Here is a 21,217-nt window from a genome sequence, read left to right on the forward strand (position 1 = left end):
TAACGTAAGGTAATAACTTGGATAATCTATTTTTCCCTGTTCTAACTTCAAAACTTCTGTATAGAGCCCGGTGGTAGTATTGTATATTGTAGGAACTAATGGTGTCCAGAGGGCTGGCGCTCGCCCGCCCGAAATCCCTCCTACGCCAACTCCGAGATATCGAACACCGGCTTGCACGTCCCGCCTTCGATGAACGTCTCGAAGGCTTCGTCGGCTTCGAACAGCGAAAACCGGGTGTCGACGAACGTCTCGCAGTCCACGTCGCTGTCGCGAATCAGTCGGAAGGAGCGCTCGAAGTCCTCGTACATCGAGGCGTACGAACACTGGAGGTCGATTTCGGCCCGAACGAGCGGGGAGTAGGGCATCGACGTCTCGCCGGTCTGGCCGACGAGGACGATTTGGCCGCCCTTGCGGACCTCGTCGACGGCCGTCGTGAGCCCCGAGGGGTGGCCGGTCGTGTCGAACACCACGTCGTAGCCGACGCCGCCGGTGTGGCGCTCGCGGCGCGCCTCGGTGTCGTCGTCGGCGACGTTGACCGTCTCGAAGCCGAGTTCCTCCGCGAGCGGGAGGCGATAGTCGGCGTCCTGTCCCACGCCGGAGACGACGACGGTGCCGCCCTGCGCGGCCGCGACTTGGGCCGTGAGCAGACCGATTGGCCCGGGGCCTTCGACCAACACGCGGTCGCCCGCGCCGACCCGGGAGTTCTCGATGACGGCGCGCGCGGCGATGCTCGTCGGCTCCGCGACCGCGGCGTGCTGCTGTTTCACGTCGTCGGGAATCGGGTGGAGGGCGCGCTCCGGGACGGCGATGAACCGCTCGTACGCGCCGTCGTGGTCGACGCCGGTGATGACCGCGTCCTGGCAGACGTTCTCCTCGCCGATGCGACACTGATAACACTCGCCGCAGCCGCGAATCGGTCGTTCGACCACGCGGTCGCCGACGCCGAACTCCGTCACGCCGTCGCCGACTTCGACCACGCGCCCGGCGTACTCGTGGCCGATGACCGTCGGCAGCTCCATCCGCTCGAAGGCGGATTCGAACTCGTAGATTCCCGCGTCGCTCCCGCAGAGGCCGGCGTAGTCGACCTCTACGAGCACCTCTCCGGCACCCGGTTTCGGTTTCTGTCGCTCGACGAACTCCATAGCGCCGGAGCTACGCTCTACTTTGGCAAGTCCTCGCATGAGAGCACATGTGGCACGGGTCGGTAAAAACGTATTGCATGCGGCACTCCCGTCGCGCGTTCCGCAACTATCATGTCGGCACCGTGCGGACTGAGACCATGGTCGCATACGAGCACACGCCAGTCTCCGTCAGTGACAAGCGCGTCGTCGTCGTCGGCGGGACGAGCGGTATCGGTCAGGCAATCGCCCTCGGATTCGCCAGCGAGGGCGCGGACGTCCTCGCAACCAGCCGACGCGAGTCGGCGGTCGACGAGACGGCCGACGCTATCGAGGAACTGGGAGCGAACGCGGTTCGGGAGACCTGCGACGTGACGGACCCGGCCTCGCTCGAACGCGTCCGCGAGCGCGCCGTCGAGGAGTTCGGCGGCGTCGACGTGGTCGTCGCCTCGCAGGGCGCGATATCCCGCGAGACGGTCCGCGACATCGACGACGACGCGTGGGACCACGTCACCGACATCGCGCTCGGGGGCGTCCGCCGCGTGACGCAGGAGCTGGTCCCGGCCGTCGCCGACGGCGGGTCGATTATCAACATCTCCTCGTTGGCCGCGCGGCTCTCGATGGCGAACCTCCCCGCCTACTCGGCGGCGAAGGGCGGCGTCGAGGCGTTCACCCGCGCGTCCGCGAAGGAACTTGCCCCCGAGATACGCGTCAACGCCATCGCACCGGGCTTCGTCATCACGCCGCAGAACGCCGACACCTACGCCGAAGGGACCGAAAAGCGCGAGCGAATCGACGAGCGAACGCCGCTCGGCAGAGTCGCGGAACGGGAGGAAATCGTCGGCGCGGCGGTCTTCCTCGCGAGCGACGCGTCTTCGTTCGTGACTGGTGAGGTCGTCACCGTCGACGGCGGGTTCGCGGACAGCGCGTTCTAACCCCGTCTTTCGTCTCCCGTCTCCCGTCTCCCGTCTCTCGTCTCCCGTTTCGCCATCGACGCGCTCTCGTGAGCGCGCGCTAGCCCCTCCCGACGGGAGTTTCGATGTCGCTTCCGACGGGTTTGCCGCCGGCAGACGCCGGAGACTGCTGGACAATCGTTCTGTAATAGGGAACGAAGGTGCGAGGCCGAGTGACTCGTCCCCCGCGTTCGCTCTTGCTCCGGACTCTCGGGAACCCCGCCCCGCTTCCCGGTGTCGACCGCCTGGATTACAAGCGTATGCGTGTAATCTAAAACCGGCGCACCGCACGTCGCGTGGGCTGTTCCCGGACTCTCTCGTTCGTGCGTGCTGTGATTGAATTCTGTGATAGAAAACGGGAGTGTCTGGCGAACTCTCGACCCACTCGTTCCTGATTATCGGCCGAGACGAGCCGTAATAGTCGACTTGTCTCTCTCGGTGGTCGTTTTCGACGACACCGGTGTGGGTCGTCAGTTCGCACTCGTGGGCTCCGACACGGCCGTCTCGTCGCCGCGTTGCCGATTCGACCCGCCGACTCGGCGTGTTCTGTTACTGGGAATTCGTGTGTCTCTCTACGTCACACGCGTCGGGCTCGTGTCGCCTCTTCTGCCTGTCATCTCGCGCTCGTCGGCGCTCGTCGTCAACGGGCGAGCGAACTACACTCGGCCGGGAGTTCGAGACCGAACCCGCCGACGTCTCGGGGTTTTCTGCATTGCCCCGCGCCGCGCCGCCCATACCGGGACGTACTTTTATTACAATCGCTGGTAATGAGGATACTGAATGCATTACCACCAGCTAGCGGTGTCGGGAGAGCGTCGTCTCACGGCAGGCCGCGACTCCACGACGTACGACCTCACGAGCGCCGACGCGGACCTTCGGACGTTCGGTGACTTGGCTCGGGTGGCGAGTATCGCCCGGACCTCGGTCGACCGACTCGCCGCCGAACTGACCGAGGACGCCGACGTGGTCGACGACGCGTTCGTCGACCGGCACGCGACGGTCCCCGTCGACGCCGAGGAAATCTGGGCCGCGGGCGTCACCTACCAGATAAGCGAGCAAGCGCGCGAGGAGGAGAGTTCCATGCCCGATATGTACTTCGACGTGTACGACGCCGACCGGCCGGAGGTTTTCTTCAAGGCCACGCCGTCTCGGACCGTCGAACCGGGCGACGCCATCGGCGTCAGAGGCGACTCCGAATGGGACGTGCCGGAGCCCGAACTGGGTATCGTGCTTCGCCGGGGGGAAATCGTCGGTTACACCGTCGGCAACGACGTGAGTAGTCGGTCGATAGAGGGCGAAAACCCGCTGTATCTCCCACAGGCGAAAGTGTACGACCGCTGTTGTTCCATCGGCCCGTGTGTGGTGACGCCCGAAGACGTGGAGGACCCCCACGAGTTGGAGATGAGCATGACTATCGAGCGCGACGGCGAAGTCATCTACGACGACGCCACGAACACCAGCGAGATGGTCCGCAGCTGCGACGAACTCGTGTCGTACTTCACGCGACACAACACGGTGCCCGAACTGGCGGTCATCCTGACGGGCACGTCGCTCGTCCCCGAACAGCCGTTCGACCTTCAAGAGGGTGACCACGTCGACATCACTATCGAGGGTATCGGAACCCTCTCGAACTCCGTCACCACCGTATGAGCCCCGCCCCCACCGACATCGTCGAGGAGTTCACGCGCCGCGACTGGCAGGGAGACGACGTGACGGGCACCGTGCGGGTCGCCATGATCGGCCTCGGCTGGTGGACCTGCGACGAGGCGATTCCCGCGGTCGAGGCGTCCGAGTTCTGCGAGACGACGGTCGTCGTCAGCAGTTCGAAGGAGAAAGCCGAGGGCGCGACCGCGTTGACCGAGTCGATAACCCACGGCCTCACCTACGACGAGTTCCACGAGGGGGTCGCCGCCGACGCCTACGACGCGGTGTACGTCGTCACGCCGAACGGTCTGCATCTCCCGTACGTCGAAACCGCCGCCGAGTTGGGGAAGGCGGTCCTCTGCGAGAAACCGCTGGAAGCGTCGGTCGAGCGGGCCGAAAAGCTCGTCGCCGCCTGCGACCGCGCCGACGTGCCCCTGATGGTCGCCTATCGGATGCAGACCGAGCCGGCCGTCCGGCGCGCCCGCGAACTCGTCGAGGCCGGCGTCATCGGCGAGCCGGTGTTCGTCCACGGCCACATGTCCCAGCGCCTGCTCGACGAGGTCGTCCCCGACCCCGACCAGTGGCGGCTCGACCCCGAACTCTCCGGCGGCGCGACCGTCATGGACATCGGGCTCTACCCGCTGAACACCGCCCGGTTCGTCCTCGACGCCGACCCCGTCCGCGTCAGGGCGACCGCCCGCGTCGACGACGAGGCGTTCGAGGCCGTCGGCGACGAGCACGTCAGTTTCGGCGTCGACTTCGACGACGGCACGCTCGCGGTCTGCACCGCCAGCCAGTCGGCTTACCAGTCGAGCCACCTCCGGGTGACCGGCACCGAGGGCGAACTCGAAATCGAGCCCGCGTTCTACAACCGCCAAAAGCGGGGATTCCGACTGTCGTGGGGGGACCAGTCCGCCGACTACGACTTCGAGCAGGTAAACCAGATGACGGAGGAGTTCGACTACTTCGCGTCCCGGCTCCTGTCGGATTCCGACCCCGCGCCCGACGGCGACCACGCGCTCGTGGACATGCGCGCGATGGACGCGATTTACGCCGCGGCGGAGCGCGGGACCGATGTCGCCGTCGACGCCGCCGACTCCGATTCCGCCGACTCCGATTCCGCCGACTCCGATTCCGCCGACGCTGCCGCCGCCAACCACGACGCCGACCCCGATTCCGACGGGACGTAGGACTCGATTCGGCGCGTCGTCGCCCGCAGTTTTATTATCGGGTTTCCCGCAGTTCCCCGCATGAAGTTCGGCATCCTCGGCACGGCAGGCATCGGCGTCAAATCGGTCATCCCCGCGGTGCAGGCGAGCGAGCACGAGGCGGCCGCCATCGCGTCCCGCGACGAGGCGCGGGCGAGCGCCGTCGCCGACGAACTCGGCATCCCCACCGCCTACGGCAGCTACGAGGCGCTGTTGGCCGACGACTCCCTCGACGCGGTTTACATCCCGCTCCCCAACGGCCTCCACGCCGACTGGGTTCGCGCGGCCGCCGACCGCGGGCTGCACGTCCTCTGCGAGAAGCCGCTGACCGCCAGCGCCGACGAGACGGCCGCCGTCTTCGACTACTGCGAGGACGCGGGCGTCACGCTGATGGAGGCGTTCATGTACCGGTTCCACCCGCTGACCGAGCGGGCCGCGGAACTCGTCGCGTCTGAGCTCGGCGCGGTCGTCTCTGTCACGTCGAACTTCTCGTTCCGCCTGCCCGACGGGGCCGACGACATCCGCATCGACCCCGACCTCGCCGGCGGGAGCGTCATGGACGTGGGCTGCTACGCCGTCAGCGCGGCGCGACTCTTCCTCGGGACGCCCGACCGGGTGTACGCGACCACGACCGACACGCGCGACTGCGGCGTCGACACCCGGATGTCGGGCGTCTTGGAGTACGACTCCGGCGCGACCGCCCGCGTCGAATCGTCGTTCGACACGCCCGAGACGCAGTACTACCGCGTCCAGACCACCGACGGCTGGCTGGAGGCGAACCCCGCGTTCAACGTCGACCCGACGGCCGCGGCCGAACTCACTTACGCGACCGACGGCCGCGTCGTCACGGAGACGTTCGACCCGACAGACAGCTACCGCCGCGAGGTCGAGGCGTTCGCCCGCGCCGTCGAGACCGGCGAGACGCCGCGCGTCGACCGCGAGGAATCCGTGTCGGTCATGCGGACCATCGACGCGATTTACGAGAGCGCCGAGACCGGGGCCGCAGTCGAGCTGGACTGACCGCCCGCCGCTGTCCGTTTCGACTCACCCCAACCGAACGTCGGAGCGGAACTCGGGCCGCCCGGTCGCCGCCACGTCGAGGCGGAACAGCGCGCCCGCAGCGTCGCCGGTGCTCTCGTCGCCCTCGCCAGCGCTCCCGTCCCCGTCGCCGCCGGCGGTCGTCACGTAGAGCGAATCGAGGTCCGGCCCGCCGAAGGCGACGCTCGTCACCTTCTCCGTCGGCACGTCGAACCGGCCGAGTTCGGTGCCGTCGGCGTCGTACTCGACCACACAGCCGCCCTCCCAGCGGGCCGACCAGATGTGCCCCGTCGAATCGACCGTCATCCCGTCCGGTAGCCCCGGCGTCTCCGGCGATTCGACGAACCGCTCGCGGGCCGAGACGGCTCCCGTCTCTTCGTCGTAGGCGTACCGATAGACGGTGCTCGCCTCGGTTTCCGTGAAGTAGAACCGCTCGCGGTCGCGGGTGAATCCCATCCCGTTGGGGATTCCGACGCCGGTTTCGACCGTCGTCACCGTTCCGTCGGTGTCGAGGCGGAACAGCCGCCCGCCCGCCGTATCTGACGGCATCGTCCCGCAGAACACCCGCCCGGCGGGGTCGGCGATGACGTCGTTGAACCGGGTCGGTGAGTCGACGATTCGCGCGCTTTCCCGGAGGTCGCCGTCGACGACGCGCCCGACGCGACCGCGGTCCATGAACGCTAGGAGCGACCCGTCGCGCTGTATCGTCACGCCGGCGATGACCGACGTTTCGACCGGACAGTCGTGCGCTCCGGTCTCGGGGTCGTAGCGGTGGAGTCGCCCGGATTCGATGTCTACCCAGTACAGCCGCTTCTCGTCGGGGTGCCAGACCGGACCCTCGCCGAGTCGGCACGACGTGTCGACCACTCTCGTGACGGTCATGAGCAACCGTTCGGAACCGACCGCAAAATACGCTTCCCTCGGGTTCGGGGCGCGGCACGCCGACACTGCGCCGCCGTGCTGCTACGCCACCGCGCCCCGTGTCGCCGTGCCGTCGCACCCCCGAACCCCCGCGCCCGCCGCTCAGAAGTGCGAGAGCTTGTCGCGTCGGTAGAGGTCGAGCGACAGCACCGTGTTCGGTGACCGCTGGCGGACCGCGTAGGCGATGGCGTCGGCCACCTCTATCGCCTCCGTCACTTCGCCCTCCTCGAACGACGCTTCGAGCGTCTCGCCGCTCTCGGAGCCGAACTCGGTCCGAACCTCGGTCGGATTGACGCAGGTCACGCCGACGTTCTCCTCGCCGACGGCCCCTTGGAGGCTCGACGCGAACCCGCGGACCCACCACTTCGTCGCGGCGTACACCGGGTTGTGCGGCCGCGGGTGGTTCCCCGACATGCTCCCGAGGAAGACGAGGTTGCCCTCGGACGCTTCGAGGTGCGGAAGCGCCTCCCTGGCCGTGTAGAACATCCCGTCGACGTTGACGCCGGTCATCAGGCGGTACTCCTCGTCGGTCAGCTCCGCGACCGGCTTGTCGATGCCGAGGCCGGCGTTGCAGACGACGATGTCGAGCGAGCCGAACCGCTCGACGGTCGCGTCGACGAGCGCCCGGACCGCGTCGGGGTCGGTCACGTCCGTCGGCACGACGCTCACGGCGGCGTCCGTGGCGTCACGAATCTCGTCAGCGAGCGATTCCAGTCGTTCGACTCTGCGGGCGGCGAGACACACGTCCGCGCCGTCCTCGGCGAGCACGCGCGCGGTCGCCGCTCCGATTCCCGAACTCGCACCCGTGACGAGCGCCGTCCGGCCGTCGAGCGGGTCTTCCAAGGCGGTTGGTCGGTCGACCATACGCCGTGATTGTGACCCTGCCGCATACGTGTTTCCCCACGGGAATCTGGCGACGGACGCTTGGAACACGTTTATTAGACTTCCGTCGATTGTCATCGTATGGCACGTATTGCGGTCACCGGAGCGGCTGGTAACGTCGGGAGAGTCACGGTCGAAGCGCTGGCGTCGGACCACGACGTGACGCCCATCACGCATCGCGAGCGCGAGGGACTCGACAGCGTCATCCTCGACGTGCGCGACGAAGACGCGCTGACCGAGGCGTTCGAGGGCCACGACACCGTCGTCCACCTCGCGGCCAACCCGAACCCCGACGCGGCGTGGGACAGCGTCTACGAGGTCAACATCGGCGGCACGTACAACGTCTACGAGGCGGCGCTGGCGGCCGATATCGACCGACTCGTCTTCGCCAGCACGAACCACGTCCACCAGATGTACAACATCGCGGACGCGACCCGACCGGAGACGCTGGCGGCCGACGCCGAGGCGGTCGGCGTGTCGGACCCGCCGCGCCCCGACTCGTACTACGGCGTGAGCAAGGTGTTCGGTGAGGCGCTTGGCAACTACTACGCGGACCGACACGGACTGGAAGTGCTCAATCTCCGCATCGGATGGCTCCTGACGGCCAACGAGGTCCGCGAGAAGATGGACGAAGAGGAGTCGGTCGCGCGCTACGTCCGCGCGATGTGGCTCAGCCCCGGCGACTGCGAACAGGGGATGCGCCGGGCCGTCGAGGCGTCGCTTCCCGATTCGCCGCTCGCGGTCAACCTCATCTCGGCGAACGACGACCGATATCTCTCGCTCACGGAGACGATGCGCGCCATCGGCTACCGCCCGCGAGACAACTCGGCGACCGTCGTGGAGTGAGCGAGCGGGGCGGTGGCTGAGCGACCGTGGAGTGACGTTCGTCGATGCCGACGCACCGCTACTGCGAGTCGGTGTCGCGGGCGACGACGCACGACCCCGAACGGCGTCTCGTTCGCCTCTCGAAGGAGCGTTCAGGTTCTCGCGCGGTAGTTTTCGGGGCGAATCCATCGCGAAGCGCGTTGCTGGGACCCACTGTTTTTATATCATCATCTGCTATCCACAACTTATATGTGTGGGTAGATAACATGGGTACTACATGGTCGAGCATGACAGTAGCGATGAAAGTGTAAACCGTCGAAAATATTTGAAGGCCCTGACCGTGGGTGCGGCCGCTGGTATCGCGGGGTGTACCGGCGGTGGCGGAACCGAGACGGAGAGCACCGAGAGCGGAAACGGGAACGGTTCCGGCGGTTCCACCGACGACACCGAGACGAGCGGGAGCAGTTCCGGTGGGTCGTGGGACTCGCAGCTCGAAGTGCTCCACGGGTGGGCCGGCGGCGACGGCGAGGCGGCGGTCACCGCGCTCATCGAGGCCTTCGAGGAGGAGCATCCCGAGATGGATACGAACTTCCAGGCGGTCGGCGCGAGCGCGAACGTGAACCTCAACGCGACGATTCTCCGGCGACTCGCGAACAACAACCCGATGAGTTCGTTCGCCAACTGGCCGGGCAAGAACCTCGAACGGTACTCGGGCGCGCTCATGGACCTCGAAGCCGACGTGTGGGACGCCGAAGGGTTCAAAGACACCATGCAGGCCCGCGCGGTCGAACTGTGTAAGTTCAACGACCAGATGCCGGCGGTCCCAATCGGCTCCCACCGGATGAACAACCTGTTTTACAACACCGCCGTGTTCGAGGAGGCCGGCATCGACGCGTCGAGCCTCGACAGCGTCGACGCGCTCCTCGACGCGCTCGAAGCTATCGACCAGAACACGGACGTGACGCCGATGGCGCAGGCGATGGTCGCGCCGTGGACGAATCTCCAACTCTGGGCGCAGATTCTGACGAGCCAGAGCGGCGTCGACGCGTACACGAACTTCATCGAAGGCAACCCCGACAGGGCGGCCGTCGTCGAGGCGCTCGAAGCGCTGAAGACCATCAACGAGAACTACATCACCGCCGACGCCTCGTCCATCAGCTTCACGACGGCGGGCCAGAAGGTCATCTCGGGGAACGCGGCAACCATCCATCAGGGCAACTGGGTGTACGGGATGTTCCGCGCCGACGATAGCTTCAACTACAAAGAGCAGTGGGACTGGATACCGTTCCCGGGAACGGAAGGTATCTACTTCTACCACGTCGACTCAATCGTCGCACCGAGCAACAACCCGAGCCGCGAGGAGACCATCGCGTGGCAGAAGTTCGTCGGCACGAAGGAGGCGCAAATCGCCTTCAACAACCCCAAGGGGTCGGTTCCGCTCCGCACCGACATCGACCCGAGCGAACTGACCGACTTCCTCGCGATGACCTACGAGGACCTCACCGACTCGGAGGCGTACCCGCCGACTATCGCCCACGGACTCGCCGTCACGCCCAAGACGATGGGCGCGTGTAAGACCGCCTTCGGCGACAACTTCATGGGGCCGTTCAACGTCGAAGCCACCGCCGACGCGCTCGTCGCAGCGGTCTCGGAGTGAGACCTCGGCTGAAACTTCACCCTCATTATACACAAATAAAATATAGGTATATCCATGGCTACACACGATAACACGGAGCACGTTTCTGACGCGACTGACGAGGCGGTCGGGTGGGAGTCGAAACTCCGGTATTTCCTCAACAGCGACTTCGTCCGCTCCGCGCCGTACTGGGGAATCCCGTTCGTCCTCATGAGCATCGCCGTCTACGGTGGTATCGGCTACAACTTCGCCATCTCGTTTACGGACTACGAGGGTCTCGGGACTCCCGATTACTCCACGCTCGACTTGGAGATGTACGCACAGGCGCTGTCGAGCGACGCGTTCATCGCCGCCGCGCAGAACAATCTGGTCCTCCTCGTAGGCTTTACGACTATCTGTCTGGTGCTCGGCCTGTTCCTCGCAATCCTGTTGGACCACGGCATCCGGTTTTCCGAGAAGTTCCAGACGGTCTATCTCCTCCCGATGAGCCTCTCGTTCGTCGTCACCGCGCAACTGTGGCTCTGGATGTTCAACGTCGAAAGCGGCATCCTCAACCTCGTGGTGACGACACTCGGGTTCAATCCGGTGGACTGGTTGGGGAATCCATCAATCGCGCTCGGCGCGGTGATATTCGCCCTCATCTGGCAGTTCAGCGGGTACACGATGGTCGTCTACCTCGCGGGGCTCCAGTCGATTCCCGACGACCAGTTCGAGGCGGCCCGCGTCGACGGCGCGAGCATCACTCGGACCTACCTCCGCATCATCGTCCCGCAACTGAAGGAGGCGTCCGTCAGCGCGGCCGTCGTGCTGATGGTGTTCGCGCTGAAGGCTTTCACCTTCCTGTACGCCCTCGTCGGTCGCTACCGCCCGCCGAACGGGACGGACATCCTGGCGACGCTCATGGTTCGCCGCGCGTTCAAGTTCGGTGAGTGGGCCTACTCGGCCGCCATCGCGACCATGCTTCTCATCATGGCGCTCGGCGTCATCGGACCGTACCTCTACTACCAGTACAAACAGGGGAGTCTCTGACCATGTCACAGTCGTCATCCACAGGCAGCTTCGACGTCGCATCGCTCGTCGAGGACGTGAACCTCCGGCGCGTCGCCCAGTACGCGCTCGTCGTGTTCTTCCTCGGGTTCTTCCTCGTCCCGCTGGAGACGGGAATCATGACCGCCATCAAGACGAACGAGTCGGTCGCTCGCTCGCTTCCCTTCGCGCCGCCGGTCGGTGAGGGTTTCACCCTCGGGAACATCCAGTTCGCTCTCGAACAGCTCTCGGGGTCGTTCTTCAACTCGCTCATCATGTCGATTCCGGCGACCATCGGGAGCGTCCTGTTCGGGAGCATGGCAGCCTACGGCCTCACGATGGTCAACTGGCGGGCGCAGATGGGTATGCTGATGCTGTTCGTCGTCGGCGTCTTCGTCCCCTATCAGGCCGTGTTGGTCCCGCTCGCGCGCTTCTGGAACAACATTTTCCCGCTCGCGCGGATGCTAGAGCCGATGGTGGCGTCGATACCCTTCTTCCAGGGGTACCACGCCGAACTCGTGCCGCTCGTCATCACCCACATCGCCTACGGGATTCCCATCTGTACGATACTGTTCCGGTCGTACTACCAGAGCCTCCCGAACTCGCTCGTTGAGGCCGGGAAAATCGACGGCGCGAGCATCACGAAGATCTACCGGCGCGTCATCCTGCCCATCTCGAAGCCGATGTTCGGCGTCGTGTTCATCTACCAGTTCACGCAGATTTACAACGAGTTCCTCTTCGCGTTCACGCTCGTCACCGGGTCCGACGCGCCCGCGGCACCGGTCACGCTGGTGCTGCCCGCAATCGGGGCGTCGACCTCCGGCATCGACTTCGGTATCAGGATGTCCGCGGCGTTCCTCGCGGCGGTTCCGACGCTCATCCTGTACGTCGCGTTCGCCGAACAGTTCGCGAAGGGACTTCGCACGGAGGCCTGACCCATGGGACAGATTCAACTCACCGACCTGACGAAGCGCTTCGGCGACACGGTCGCCGTCGACGACCTCTCGCTCGACATCGACGACGAGGAGTTCCTCGTGCTCGTCGGTCCCTCGGGGTGCGGCAAATCGACGACGCTCCGGATGCTCGCCGGCTTGGAGACCCCGACCAGCGGGGACATCTACATCGGCGGGGACCACATGAACTACCGCGTCCCGCAGAACCGCGACATCGCGATGGTGTTTCAGGACTACGCGCTGTACCCCCACATGACCGTCCGGCAGAACATCCGGTTCGGACTGGAAGAAGAGGAGGGATACACGTCTGAAGAACGCGACGAGCGCGTCGTCGAGGTCGCGGAGACGCTCGGCATCGCCGACCTGCTCGACCGAAAACCCGACGAACTCTCGGGCGGCCAGCAACAGCGGGTCGCCCTCGGACGTGCTATCGTGCGCGACCCCGAGGTGTTCCTGATGGACGAACCGCTGTCCAATCTGGACGCCAAACTGCGGGCGGAGATGCGGACCGAACTCCAGAACCTGCAAGACCAACTCGCGGTCACGACCGTCTACGTCACCCACAACCAGACGGAGGCGATGACGATGGCCGACCGTATCGCCGTCATGGACGACGGCGAACTCCAGCAGGTGGCCTCGCCCTTCGAGTGCTACCACGAGCCGAACAATCTGTTCGTCGCGGAGTTCATCGGCGAGCCGATGATAAACCTCGTCCGCGGGACGCGCTCGGAGTCGACGTTCGTCGGCGAGCATTTCTCGTACCCGCTCGGCGCGGACGTGCTGGAGTCCGTCGGCGACCGCGAGGACCTCGTCTTGGGGATTCGCCCGGAAGACATCGAGGTCGTTGACGCGACGACCGACGACACCGCCGACGACGCCGCGCTCGGCGACCACGAACTCCGGATGGGCGTGACCGTCGTGGAGCCCCACGGCGACCAGAACGTCCTCCACCTCTCGCACCCGGACCAGCCCTCCGCCGACGACGCCCTGCAAGCGGTCACGGAGGGGATGCATCTCGTCACGCGGGGCGACCGCGTCACGGTGACGATTCCGCCGGACAAGATTCACCTGTTCGACGCGGAGACCGGAACCGCGGTGCACAACCGACGTCACGACCAGGAAGCCGACTTCACACAACTCGAACAGTAGCCATGGCACGATTGACACTCGACGACGTAACGAAGGTGTACACCGACGAGGGCGGCGGCGATATCGTCGCCGTCGAAGAGATATCGCTCGATATCGACGACGGGGAGTTCCTCGTGCTCGTCGGCCCCTCGGGCTGCGGCAAATCCACGACGCTCCGGATGATGGCGGGGCTCGAAACCGTCACCGAGGGCGAACTCAGACTCGAAGACCGCGTCCTCAACGGCGTGTCCGCGCAGGACCGGGACATCGCGATGGTGTTCCAGTCGTACGCGCTGTACCCGCACAAGAGCGTCCGCGGGAACATGTCGTTCGGCCTCGAAGAGTCGACCGACCTGCCGGACGACGAGATACGCCAGCGGGTCGAGGAGACGACCGACATGCTCGGCATCAGCGACCTGCTCGACCGCAAGCCCGGACAGCTTTCGGGCGGCCAGCAACAACGGGTCGCCCTCGGACGCGCAATCGTGCGCGACCCCGAAGTGTTCCTGATGGACGAGCCGTTGTCCAATCTGGACGCCAAACTGCGGGCGGAGATGCGGACCGAACTCCAGCGCCTGCAAGGCGAACTCGGCGTGACGACCGTCTACGTCACCCACGACCAGACCGAGGCGATGACGATGGGCGACCGCGTCGCCGTCCTCGACGACGGCGAACTCCAGCAGGTCGGCACGCCGCTGGACTGTTATCACCGGCCGAACAACCTGTTCGTCGCGGGCTTCATCGGCGAGCCGTCGATGAATCTCTTCGACGGGTCGCTTTCGGGCGACACCTTCCGCGGCGACGGCTTCGACTACCCGCTTTCGGGGGCGACCAGAGACCAACTCGGCGGCGCGAGCGGCCTCACGCTCGGCATCCGACCCGAGGACGTTACCGTTGGCGAGCGGCGCTCCGGCCAGCGCACCTTCGACGCCGAAGTCGTCGTCGTCGAGCCGCAGGGGAACGAGAACGCCGTCCACCTGCGATTCGTCGACGGGGACGAGGGGACCCAGTTCACCGCGACCACCACCGGACAGTCGAGAGTCGAAGCGGGCGACCGCACGACCGTCTCGTTCCCCGAAGACGCGATTCACCTGTTCGACGGGGAGACCGGCGACGCGCTGAAGAACCGAGAGCTCCCGTCGAACCGCGCCATCGACGCGTTCGTCTCGAACTGACCGGTCACCGCGGTTTCCTTTTCGTCCGCGGTTCGCGCGCCGCTGTCAGCCGTCAGGTTATCTGCCGTCAGCGTCGCGACTGCAACCGCGAGTCGCGTCGCTCCGGTCTCGAACTCAAGCGAGTGAAAACGCGGCCGCGGCGGACGCGCCGCGGGGCGAGAGATGCTCACGGTTCTCGCCCGCGGTGGTGCGTCCGGGTTATGGGTGTGGTATGTCAGGCTGTCGCGGCCGCTGTGGGACAGTCTCGCTCTCGGCGTCGGGTTACTCCTCGTCGAAGAGCGTCTCCCCTTCGACCATGTGTGCTTCGACGGCGTCGAGGTCGAGCGTCAGCCCGAGGCCGGGCTTTTCGGGAATCTCCATGCGACCCTCCTGAATCAGGTCGTCCTCCTCGACGAGGTCCTCCCACCAGCCGAGCTGGTAGGAGTGGTATTCGAGGGCCAGCGAGTTCGGGATGGCCGCGGCGACCTGCGCGGAGGCCATCGTCCCGATGGGCGACGAGACGTTGTGCATCGCCACGGGGATGTAGTACATGTCCGCGAGGTCGGCAATCTTCCGCGTCTCGCGCATGCCGCCGACGCGAGGCAGGTCGGGCGCGATGATATCCACCGCCTGCGGTTCGAGCAGCGTCCGCTGGCCGAACTTCCGGTAGACGTTCTCACCGACCGCGATGGGCGTCGTCGTGGATTGGGTCACGAGCTTCTGCACGTCGTGGTTCTCCGGCGGCACGGGGTCTTCGAGCCACCACACGTCGTACTCTTCCAGCTCGGACGCGAGGCGCTTGGCGCTCCCGCCGGTAAAGGACCAGTGGCAGTCGAACGCCACGTCCGCGCGGTCGCCGACGGCCTCGGTGACGGCCTCGACGATTTCGACCTTGTGGTCGATTTCGGGGTTTCGGAGGTGGCGGTTCGCGCGGTCCTTCTCGTGGCCCGAGGGCACGTCGAGGTCGAACTTGATGGCGTCGTAGCCGAGCTCCTCGACCACGCGGACGCCCTCCTCGGCGCAGGCCTGCGGGTTGGCCTCGTCTTCGGTGTGGAGGTCGCAGTAGACGCGCACCTCGTCGCGGTACTTCCCGCCGACGAGCTGGTAGGCGGGCACGTCGAGGAGCTTTCCGGCGACGTCGTGGAGCGCGATTTCGATGCCCGAGATGGCGGAGATGACCTTGCCCGAGACGGAGCCCTCGCCGGACATCTTCTGGACGAGATGCTCGTACAGGCGGTCGATGTCGAGGGGGTTCTCGCCGACGAGGAACGGCTTCATCCGCTCGATGATGGCGGTGTCGCCGCCGCCCCAGTAGGCCTCGCCGGTACCGACGACGCCCGCGTCGGTGTAGACGCGGACGAGAATCCACGGGTAGTTCCCGTCGACCATCGTCGTCTGTACGTCCGTGATTTCGGCGTCGCGGACGCCACCTCGCGGATTCGTGATGTCCATCGTCTCCGCGGACAGGTCGCGCATCGTGTACTCCGCGTTCGGGTCGCTAAGCTTCGCTTGCTCAACCATTGCGCACGTATATCTCGAAAGCCACTACAAAAGTGTGTGGGTCGGTAGTCCGTCGCTCACCCCGACGCGCGCTCCCGAACTCGCCCCGTCGTCGACAGCCAACAAATAGTGACAGCTTCGCAAGAGTTGTATGTCGGAAGACAGAACGTGTACCCGATGACGGACCCTAGTAAAAACTACGTCAACGGTGAGTGGGTGACCTCGGAGACCGGAGAGACGACCGAGGTGACGAACCCCGCGAACCCGAGCGAAGTGGTCGCGGCGTATCAGCACTCGAACGAGAACGACGCCGCGGCGGCCGTCGACGCCGCCGTCGCGGCGGAAGACGAGTGGCGAAACACGCCCGGCCCCGAGCGCGGGCGCATCCTCCGCGAGGCGGGGACGCTCCTCGCCCAGCGGAAGGACGAACTGACGGAGATTCTCATCGCCGAGGAGGGGAAGGCGCGGCCCGAAGCGGCGGGCGAGGTACAGCGCGCCATCGACATCTTCCACTACTTCTCGTCGAAGGCCGCCGACCTCGGCGGCACGAAGAAGGGTGCGAGCGGGCCGAACACGAACCTCTACACGCGACAGGAGCCGGTGGGTGTCGCGGCGCTCATCACGCCATGGAACTACCCGATTGCGATTCCGGCGTGGAAGCTCGCCCCGGCGCTCGCCGCCGGCAACACCGTCGTCCTCAAGCCCGCCTCCATCGCGCCCGGCGTCGTCATCGAAATCGCCTGCGCGCTTGACGAGGCCGGCCTCCCGGACGGCGTCCTCAATGTCGTCACCGGACCCGGTAGCTCGGTCGGCAGCGAGTTCATCGGCAACGAGGGCACGGACCTCGTCTCCTTCACCGGCAGCAGTCAAGTCGGTGAGATGGTGTACGAGCAGGCCACAGACGCCGGCAAGCGCGTCCAGACCGAACTCGGCGGGAAGAACCCGACGCTCGTCGCGGACTCCGCGGACCCCGCCGAAGCCGCCGACATCGTCGCCAACGGCGGGTTCGGAACCACCGGCCAGTCGTGTACGGCCTGTTCCCGTGCCATCGTCCACGAGGACGTGTACGACGACTTCGTCGCCGAGCTCGTCGACCGCGCGGAGTCCCTCGACGTCGGCCCCGGTACCGACCACGAGATGGGCCCGCAGGTCAGCGAGTCCGAACTCTCCTCGACGCTCGAATACATCGACATCGCCGAGGCCGAGGGCGCGACGCTCGTCGCCGGCGGCGGCGTCCCCGAGGGCGAGGCAGTCGAGACGGGTCATTTCGTCGAGCCGACGGTGTTCACCGACGTGGACCCCGACATGCGCATCGCACAGGAGGAGGTCTTCGGCCCGGTCGTCGCCGTCATCGAAGTGAGTGACTTCGACGAGGGGCTGGCGGTCGCGAACGACGTCGACTACGGCCTGTCGGCCAGTATCGTCACCGACGACCACACCGAGGCGAACCGCTTCGTCGACGAGGTCGAAGCCGGCGTGGTGAAGGTCAACGACAAGACGACCGGCCTCGAACTCCACGTCCCCTTCGGCGGGTTCAAGCGCTCCTCGTCCGAGACGTGGCGCGAGCAGGGCGACGCCGGTCTCGACTTCTACACCATCGAAAAGACCGTCTACGACAGCTACTGAGCGTCCCGCCCGGTCGCCGACGGCGACCGTCTGCCATCACCTCGTTATTTTGCTCCCTCTTCTCTTCTCCTCTCCTCTCCTCTCTTCTCCTCTCCTCTCCTCTCCTCTCCTCTCCTCTCCTCTCCTCTCCTCTTTCGTGTCCCACCCCCGCCGATGCTGTTGTTCCGGCTCGACACCTTTCTATTCTCTATATCAGAATAGGATGGACGGAACTATTGTCGTGAAAATTACAAGCGTAATCGTGTAATTGTCTATCGTCGTCGTCCGTCGGGAACTACGTCAATACGGTCCTGCGTCGATGATTCGTGCGGAGCTGCTACTGTTCCGAGATAGCGAACGAGGGGCGTCAGTAGTTGATGTTGAGTTCGACGACGTTCGCCGCGCTCAGGACGCGTTCGGGAAGCGCCCCGTGGAGGTCTTCGTCGCTGACGCGGCTGGCCGGAGCGGAGACGCTGATGGCCCCGAGCACCTCGCCGGACGAGGATTTGATGGGTGCGGCGAGACAGCGCAGCCCTTCGAGACGCTCGCCGTCGTCGATGGCGTAGCCTCGCTCGCGAACTCCTTCGAGCACCTGAAACAGCTCTTGCCGCGTGCCGATGCTCTTCGGCGTCTTCTGTTCGAGTCCGTGACGCTCGATTATCTCGTCCACCCGCGACTCCGGGAGGTTCGCGAGAATCGCCTTCCCGAGCGCCGTCGTGTGTAGGTTCGTCCGAAGGCCCGCGTAGGTGTCGAGGTCCACGGCGTCGTCGCCTTTCGCTCGCATCAGGTAGACGCCCATCCCCTGTTCTTCGACGAGGAGGTTGGCGAGTTCGCCCGTGTCGGCGGCGAGCGATTTGACCTCTGGCTCGGCGACCTGATACACTTCCATCGACTTCCGACTGTGGCCGCCGACTTCGAGAAACTTCAACCCGACGCGGTAGTCGTCGCCGTCCTTGAGGACGTACCCGTGTTTCTGGAGCGTCGTCAGGTGGTTGTGGACCGCGCTCTTTCCCATGTCGAGGTCGCCGGCCAGCTCCGTGACCCCGCAGGGTCCTTTCTGCATCAACTCCTCGACGAGCGCCAGCGTCTTTTCCGTGGTTCGTACCGGATGTTTGGCGTCCATGATTATTCGTTATCAAGTATCTGAATAAGTGTTCTGGTCGGGAGAACGAGGCGCTGTGAACGCGGACTGTCGTTGAGGCGGGACCGCGGATGCTCTCGCAGCAGATACCTGTTTCACCAGCGGCCCCTTCGTCTCGGTGGACTGGGCGGCCGCCTCCCGTTGTCGGCAGTCTCTCGAACAGGGGTTTCACCACGACCACCACTGTCCGTCCCTCGACTATCTCTCTTTCCTCAGTGGTTTTTCTTTTGAATCACAATATTGGAAGCGGTGAACTTCCGTTCCCATCTCATCACCGCTCGTCTCTCGCCTTTACTTTTCTTCCACCTCTCCGTCGAAACAACATCCAGTGTTGTTCGGATATTCTTGAAACTCCGGATTAACGCCCTTTGAGTCCTGATCGCTGTCTTCCCTGTCGTGTCTGTGACTGCTGGTTTCGTCTCGTAGCGTTGGCAGCGACTGGCAAGTGTAGACGCTTCTTCCTGATATTGTCGTGCAATTAATACGCACTACCATGTTGGATGTCTTTGACCCATCGTTCAGTTTCCGGCCCTCGCTCGTCGTGACTCGTAGTCGAGGACGAACGGTTGGCTCCACGGTGGTGACTCGGCATCGGGGAGCGCCGTCGGCGGAGCCGACGTTTCGAGGCCCGCTCAGCGGGTCAGTCGTCCGCCGTGCCCGTCTGACTCGCGCCGTCCGGTCGCTCGTCCGCGACTTCGTAGAGCGCGTTCGTCACCGTTCCGTGTTCGGAAGCGTGCGGACGACTGGGGGAGTCGTCGTAGCCGTAGTCGAAGATGCGGTTCCGGTTGAGACTGAGCTTCGTGAACTCCGGTCGGAGCAGGTCGAACAGGTCGAACCGCGATTGGAGTTCGGGGAACTGCGCTTGATAGTCGAGAACCGCGCGTCGCGCGTGCGTCCAGAACTCCCGTTCGGGGTACGACTCGTGTTCTTCGAGCACGTCGGCGACGTACCGGAGGACGCAGACGAACAGCCCGGAGAAGATAAACTGACAGAGCCCTTCGGGCGGCTCTTTCCGAAGCACGTCGTGCACGTCGTCGGGGAGCGATTCCAACTCCGGGAGCGACTGGTCGCTCACGTTCACGTCGTCCGCGAAGTCCTTGACCGCGAGTCGCGTGGGGACGCTGTCTTCGACGACGAGGATGGTGTTTTGGCCGTGCGGGGAGAACACCGTTCCGTAGCGATAGAGGAAGTGCAGGAGCGGCGGCAAGACGGTGTCGAAGAACTCGCCCAGCCACTCGTCGAGGCTGAGCCCCGACTGTTCGACCAGCCGCGAGACGAAGGGTTCGCCCGCACCGTCGACGTGCATCAGCGACGAGAGCGTCATCGCCCGTTCGTCGTCTTCGAGGAACGTGTAGATGGACTCCCGCCAGACCGCGCCCAGCAGTTCGTGGTACTGGTACGGCGACCCGTCGATGTCGGTGAAGTCCGCGTGGTCGTAGTTGAGCCCCGCAATCTCGCCGGGGAGAATCAACCCCTGTTCTTGGAGGAAGTCGTCTCGCTCGTAGATGCCTTTGATGTACTCCGTGACCGTCGGCGCGAGTTCGGTCCGCTCGCCGGGAAGCCCCCGCCAGACGAGCGTGTTGAGAATCCGCATCGGAACTTTCACGTGGTGTTTCTCGGCGTCGTCGACGTTGACGAAGGTCCGGACCGACTGTTGCGGGAGGTACTCGTCCGGCCCGTCGCTGAGCGGGACGATATCGCCGGCCGCGATGTGGTCGGGAAACAGCGGGACGACGGTGTGTTCCCACTGCCAGTCGTGCACCGGCATGAAGAAGTAGGCGTCCGGGTCGTACCCCTTCGCGTCGAGGCGGCTTCGGAAGCGCTCGTAGTGATCACCGAGTTCGCCGCTGACGAGCGAGTCGTGGTCGACCCCTTCGGCTCCGACGAACGTCGCGTGCTCCTTGCGGACCGCCGCCCACGAGAGCGTCACCGGCGCTTTGCGCTCGGGCGCGTACCGCTTGTAGTCGTCGTAGCCCCAGCCGAGTCGCCCCTTGTTGTACGTAATCCACGGGTGGCCCTCCATCTCGCCTTCGAGACGGGCGTAGTCGAGGTCCGTCGGGTCGAAGCCCCCCCGGTCCCGCTTTCGCGACTCGATGTGGGCGTCCGCGAGCAGCGTCCGCTTGTACTCGCGGACGAGGTTCCCCTCGGTCAGGCCGTCGAGGTCGGTCGTCTCTCCGAGGTCGCGAAGCAGTCGAAGGGGGTCACGGAGCGACTCCCACGTCCCGTCGGCCCGCCGCTCGACCGTGTCGCCGTAGACGTGGAGGCTGTCCATCAGCCGGTCGGCGGCCTCGAACCGGTAGCTCACCTCGCCGAGGTCGAACCGGTAGCCGTGGCGGTCGTCGCCGGCGTCGACCTTCCGCGGCTCGATTATCTCCTCGTAGGCGAACTCTTCGAGCATCTTCGTCAGGAGGCGGCGTTCGACCGTCTCCCAGACGTCTGCGTCCAGTGCGTCCCGTAGCGTGGTGTCGTTCGGATTCATCGGTAT

Annotated in this window: 18 protein-coding genes; 11 read left to right on the forward strand and 7 right to left on the reverse strand. The window is 65.3% G+C overall.

From position 1 onward, the window contains the following. Positions 1 to 140: 140 nt before the first annotated feature. Positions 141 to 1,181 carry a zinc-binding dehydrogenase gene (locus DVK03_RS14950; protein ID WP_115803595.1) on the reverse strand — a complete coding sequence of 347 codons (1,041 nt, stop codon included), beginning with the start codon at positions 1,179 to 1,181 and terminating at the stop codon, positions 141 to 143. A gap of 98 nt (positions 1,182 to 1,279) precedes the next feature. On the opposite strand from DVK03_RS14950, the gene DVK03_RS14955 reads away from it, so the two are divergent. The 4 genes from DVK03_RS14955 (at position 1,280) to DVK03_RS14970 (ending at position 5,943) form a co-directional block, all read left to right on the forward strand. Continuing rightward, complete coding sequence (locus DVK03_RS14955; protein ID WP_115803594.1) at positions 1,280 to 2,053, forward strand: SDR family NAD(P)-dependent oxidoreductase; 774 nt, start codon at positions 1,280 to 1,282, stop codon at positions 2,051 to 2,053. Positions 2,054 to 2,851: 798 nt separating this feature from the next. Next, the gene (locus tag DVK03_RS14960; RefSeq protein WP_006600031.1) at positions 2,852 to 3,721 is read left to right on the forward strand and encodes a fumarylacetoacetate hydrolase family protein; all 870 of its coding nucleotides are present in this window, start codon (positions 2,852 to 2,854) and stop codon (positions 3,719 to 3,721) included. Then, a complete protein-coding gene (locus tag DVK03_RS14965) occupies positions 3,718 to 4,905 on the forward strand; it encodes a D-xylose 1-dehydrogenase (RefSeq protein WP_115803593.1) in 1,188 nt (395 codons plus the stop codon). The genes DVK03_RS14960 and DVK03_RS14965 overlap by 4 nt, the downstream gene beginning before the upstream one ends. 60 nt (positions 4,906 to 4,965) lie before the next feature. Further along, positions 4,966 to 5,943 (forward strand): D-xylose 1-dehydrogenase, encoded by a 978-nt coding sequence (locus DVK03_RS14970; RefSeq protein ID WP_004061781.1) that lies wholly within the window; start codon positions 4,966 to 4,968, stop codon positions 5,941 to 5,943. 24 nt (positions 5,944 to 5,967) lie between these two features. On the opposite strand, the gene xacC is transcribed toward DVK03_RS14970, so the two are convergent. Then, positions 5,968 to 6,843, reverse strand: a complete 876-nt coding sequence (gene xacC, locus DVK03_RS14975) for a pentonolactonase XacC (protein ID WP_115803592.1) — start codon at positions 6,841 to 6,843, stop codon at positions 5,968 to 5,970. 141 nt (positions 6,844 to 6,984) lie between these two features. Further along, positions 6,985 to 7,746 (reverse strand): SDR family oxidoreductase, encoded by a 762-nt coding sequence (locus DVK03_RS14980; RefSeq protein ID WP_004061776.1) that lies wholly within the window; start codon positions 7,744 to 7,746, stop codon positions 6,985 to 6,987. Between the two features lie 99 nt (positions 7,747 to 7,845). On the opposite strand from DVK03_RS14980, the gene DVK03_RS14985 reads away from it, so the two are divergent. From DVK03_RS14985 to xacK, 6 genes are all read left to right on the forward strand, one after another. After that, a complete protein-coding gene (locus DVK03_RS14985; protein WP_115803591.1) occupies positions 7,846 to 8,610 on the forward strand; it encodes an L-arabinose 1-dehydrogenase in 765 nt (254 codons plus the stop codon). Positions 8,611 to 8,929: 319 nt separating this feature from the next. Continuing rightward, a complete protein-coding gene (locus DVK03_RS14995; RefSeq protein WP_006600028.1) occupies positions 8,930 to 10,246 on the forward strand; it encodes an ABC transporter substrate-binding protein in 1,317 nt (438 codons plus the stop codon). A 54-nt stretch (positions 10,247 to 10,300) separates the two neighbouring features. Further along, positions 10,301 to 11,254, forward strand: a complete 954-nt coding sequence (gene xacH, locus DVK03_RS15000; protein ID WP_004061772.1) for a xylose/arabinose ABC transporter permease XacH — start codon at positions 10,301 to 10,303, stop codon at positions 11,252 to 11,254. A 2-nt stretch (positions 11,255 to 11,256) separates the two neighbouring features. Further along, on the forward strand, positions 11,257 to 12,186 hold the full coding sequence (gene xacI / locus DVK03_RS15005) for a xylose/arabinose ABC transporter permease XacI (protein ID WP_004061770.1): 930 nt from the start codon (positions 11,257 to 11,259) through the stop codon (positions 12,184 to 12,186). 3 nt (positions 12,187 to 12,189) lie between these two features. Continuing rightward, positions 12,190 to 13,353: a xylose/arabinose ABC transporter ATP-binding protein XacJ gene (gene xacJ / locus DVK03_RS15010; protein ID WP_115803590.1), complete on the forward strand. Its 1,164-nt coding sequence runs from the start codon at positions 12,190 to 12,192 to the stop codon at positions 13,351 to 13,353. Between the two features lie 2 nt (positions 13,354 to 13,355). Then, complete coding sequence (xacK, locus tag DVK03_RS15015) at positions 13,356 to 14,507, forward strand: xylose/arabinose ABC transporter ATP-binding protein XacK (protein WP_115803589.1); 1,152 nt, start codon at positions 13,356 to 13,358, stop codon at positions 14,505 to 14,507. A 261-nt stretch (positions 14,508 to 14,768) separates the two neighbouring features. Here the strand turns inward: xacK and DVK03_RS15020 are convergent, their stop codons facing one another. Next, positions 14,769 to 16,007: a xylonate dehydratase gene (locus DVK03_RS15020; protein WP_008610469.1), complete on the reverse strand. Its 1,239-nt coding sequence runs from the start codon at positions 16,005 to 16,007 to the stop codon at positions 14,769 to 14,771. 156 nt (positions 16,008 to 16,163) lie between these two features. On the opposite strand from DVK03_RS15020, the gene DVK03_RS15025 reads away from it, so the two are divergent. Continuing rightward, positions 16,164 to 17,612 (forward strand): 2,5-dioxovalerate dehydrogenase, encoded by a 1,449-nt coding sequence (locus DVK03_RS15025; protein ID WP_115803588.1) that lies wholly within the window; start codon positions 16,164 to 16,166, stop codon positions 17,610 to 17,612. 44 nt (positions 17,613 to 17,656) lie between these two features. Here the strand turns inward: DVK03_RS15025 and DVK03_RS20440 are convergent, their stop codons facing one another. From DVK03_RS20440 to DVK03_RS15040, 3 genes are all read right to left on the reverse strand, one after another. Then, positions 17,657 to 17,788 carry a hypothetical protein gene (locus tag DVK03_RS20440; RefSeq protein WP_255409752.1) on the reverse strand — a complete coding sequence of 44 codons (132 nt, stop codon included), beginning with the start codon at positions 17,786 to 17,788 and terminating at the stop codon, positions 17,657 to 17,659. Between the two features lie 170 nt (positions 17,789 to 17,958). Then, positions 17,959 to 18,714, reverse strand: coding sequence for an HTH-type transcriptional regulator XacR (gene xacR / locus DVK03_RS15035; RefSeq protein WP_004041114.1), 756 nt, complete (start codon positions 18,712 to 18,714; stop codon positions 17,959 to 17,961). A gap of 658 nt (positions 18,715 to 19,372) precedes the next feature. Then, positions 19,373 to 21,211, reverse strand: a complete 1,839-nt coding sequence (locus DVK03_RS15040; protein ID WP_115803587.1) for an IucA/IucC family siderophore biosynthesis protein — start codon at positions 21,209 to 21,211, stop codon at positions 19,373 to 19,375. Positions 21,212 to 21,217: the final 6 nt, after the last annotated feature.

This window comes from Haloferax sp. Atlit-109R, assembly GCF_003665865.1.
GTDB classification, from domain to species: domain Archaea; phylum Halobacteriota; class Halobacteria; order Halobacteriales; family Haloferacaceae; genus Haloferax; species Haloferax volcanii.

Bases quoted from the DNA above. Each gene is read 5' to 3' on its own strand.
- DVK03_RS14950 (WP_115803595.1), bottom strand. From the start codon at position 1,181: ATGCGAGGACTTGCCAAAGTAGAGCGTAGCTCCGGCGCTATGGAGTTC.
- DVK03_RS14955 (WP_115803594.1), top strand. From the start codon at position 1,280: ATGGTCGCATACGAGCACACGCCAGTCTCCGTCAGTGACAAGCGCGTC.
- DVK03_RS14960 (WP_006600031.1), top strand. From the start codon at position 2,852: ATGCATTACCACCAGCTAGCGGTGTCGGGAGAGCGTCGTCTCACGGCA.
- DVK03_RS14965 (WP_115803593.1), top strand. From the start codon at position 3,718: ATGAGCCCCGCCCCCACCGACATCGTCGAGGAGTTCACGCGCCGCGAC.
- DVK03_RS14970 (WP_004061781.1), top strand. From the start codon at position 4,966: ATGAAGTTCGGCATCCTCGGCACGGCAGGCATCGGCGTCAAATCGGTC.
- xacC (WP_115803592.1), bottom strand. From the start codon at position 6,843: ATGACCGTCACGAGAGTGGTCGACACGTCGTGCCGACTCGGCGAGGGT.
- DVK03_RS14980 (WP_004061776.1), bottom strand. From the start codon at position 7,746: ATGGTCGACCGACCAACCGCCTTGGAAGACCCGCTCGACGGCCGGACG.
- DVK03_RS14985 (WP_115803591.1), top strand. From the start codon at position 7,846: ATGGCACGTATTGCGGTCACCGGAGCGGCTGGTAACGTCGGGAGAGTC.
- xacH (WP_004061772.1), top strand. From the start codon at position 10,301: ATGGCTACACACGATAACACGGAGCACGTTTCTGACGCGACTGACGAG.
- xacI (WP_004061770.1), top strand. From the start codon at position 11,257: ATGTCACAGTCGTCATCCACAGGCAGCTTCGACGTCGCATCGCTCGTC.
- xacJ (WP_115803590.1), top strand. From the start codon at position 12,190: ATGGGACAGATTCAACTCACCGACCTGACGAAGCGCTTCGGCGACACG.
- xacK (WP_115803589.1), top strand. From the start codon at position 13,356: ATGGCACGATTGACACTCGACGACGTAACGAAGGTGTACACCGACGAG.
- DVK03_RS15020 (WP_008610469.1), bottom strand. From the start codon at position 16,007: ATGGTTGAGCAAGCGAAGCTTAGCGACCCGAACGCGGAGTACACGATG.
- DVK03_RS15025 (WP_115803588.1), top strand. From the start codon at position 16,164: ATGACGGACCCTAGTAAAAACTACGTCAACGGTGAGTGGGTGACCTCG.
- xacR (WP_004041114.1), bottom strand. From the start codon at position 18,714: ATGGACGCCAAACATCCGGTACGAACCACGGAAAAGACGCTGGCGCTC.
- DVK03_RS15040 (WP_115803587.1), bottom strand. From the start codon at position 21,211: ATGAATCCGAACGACACCACGCTACGGGACGCACTGGACGCAGACGTC.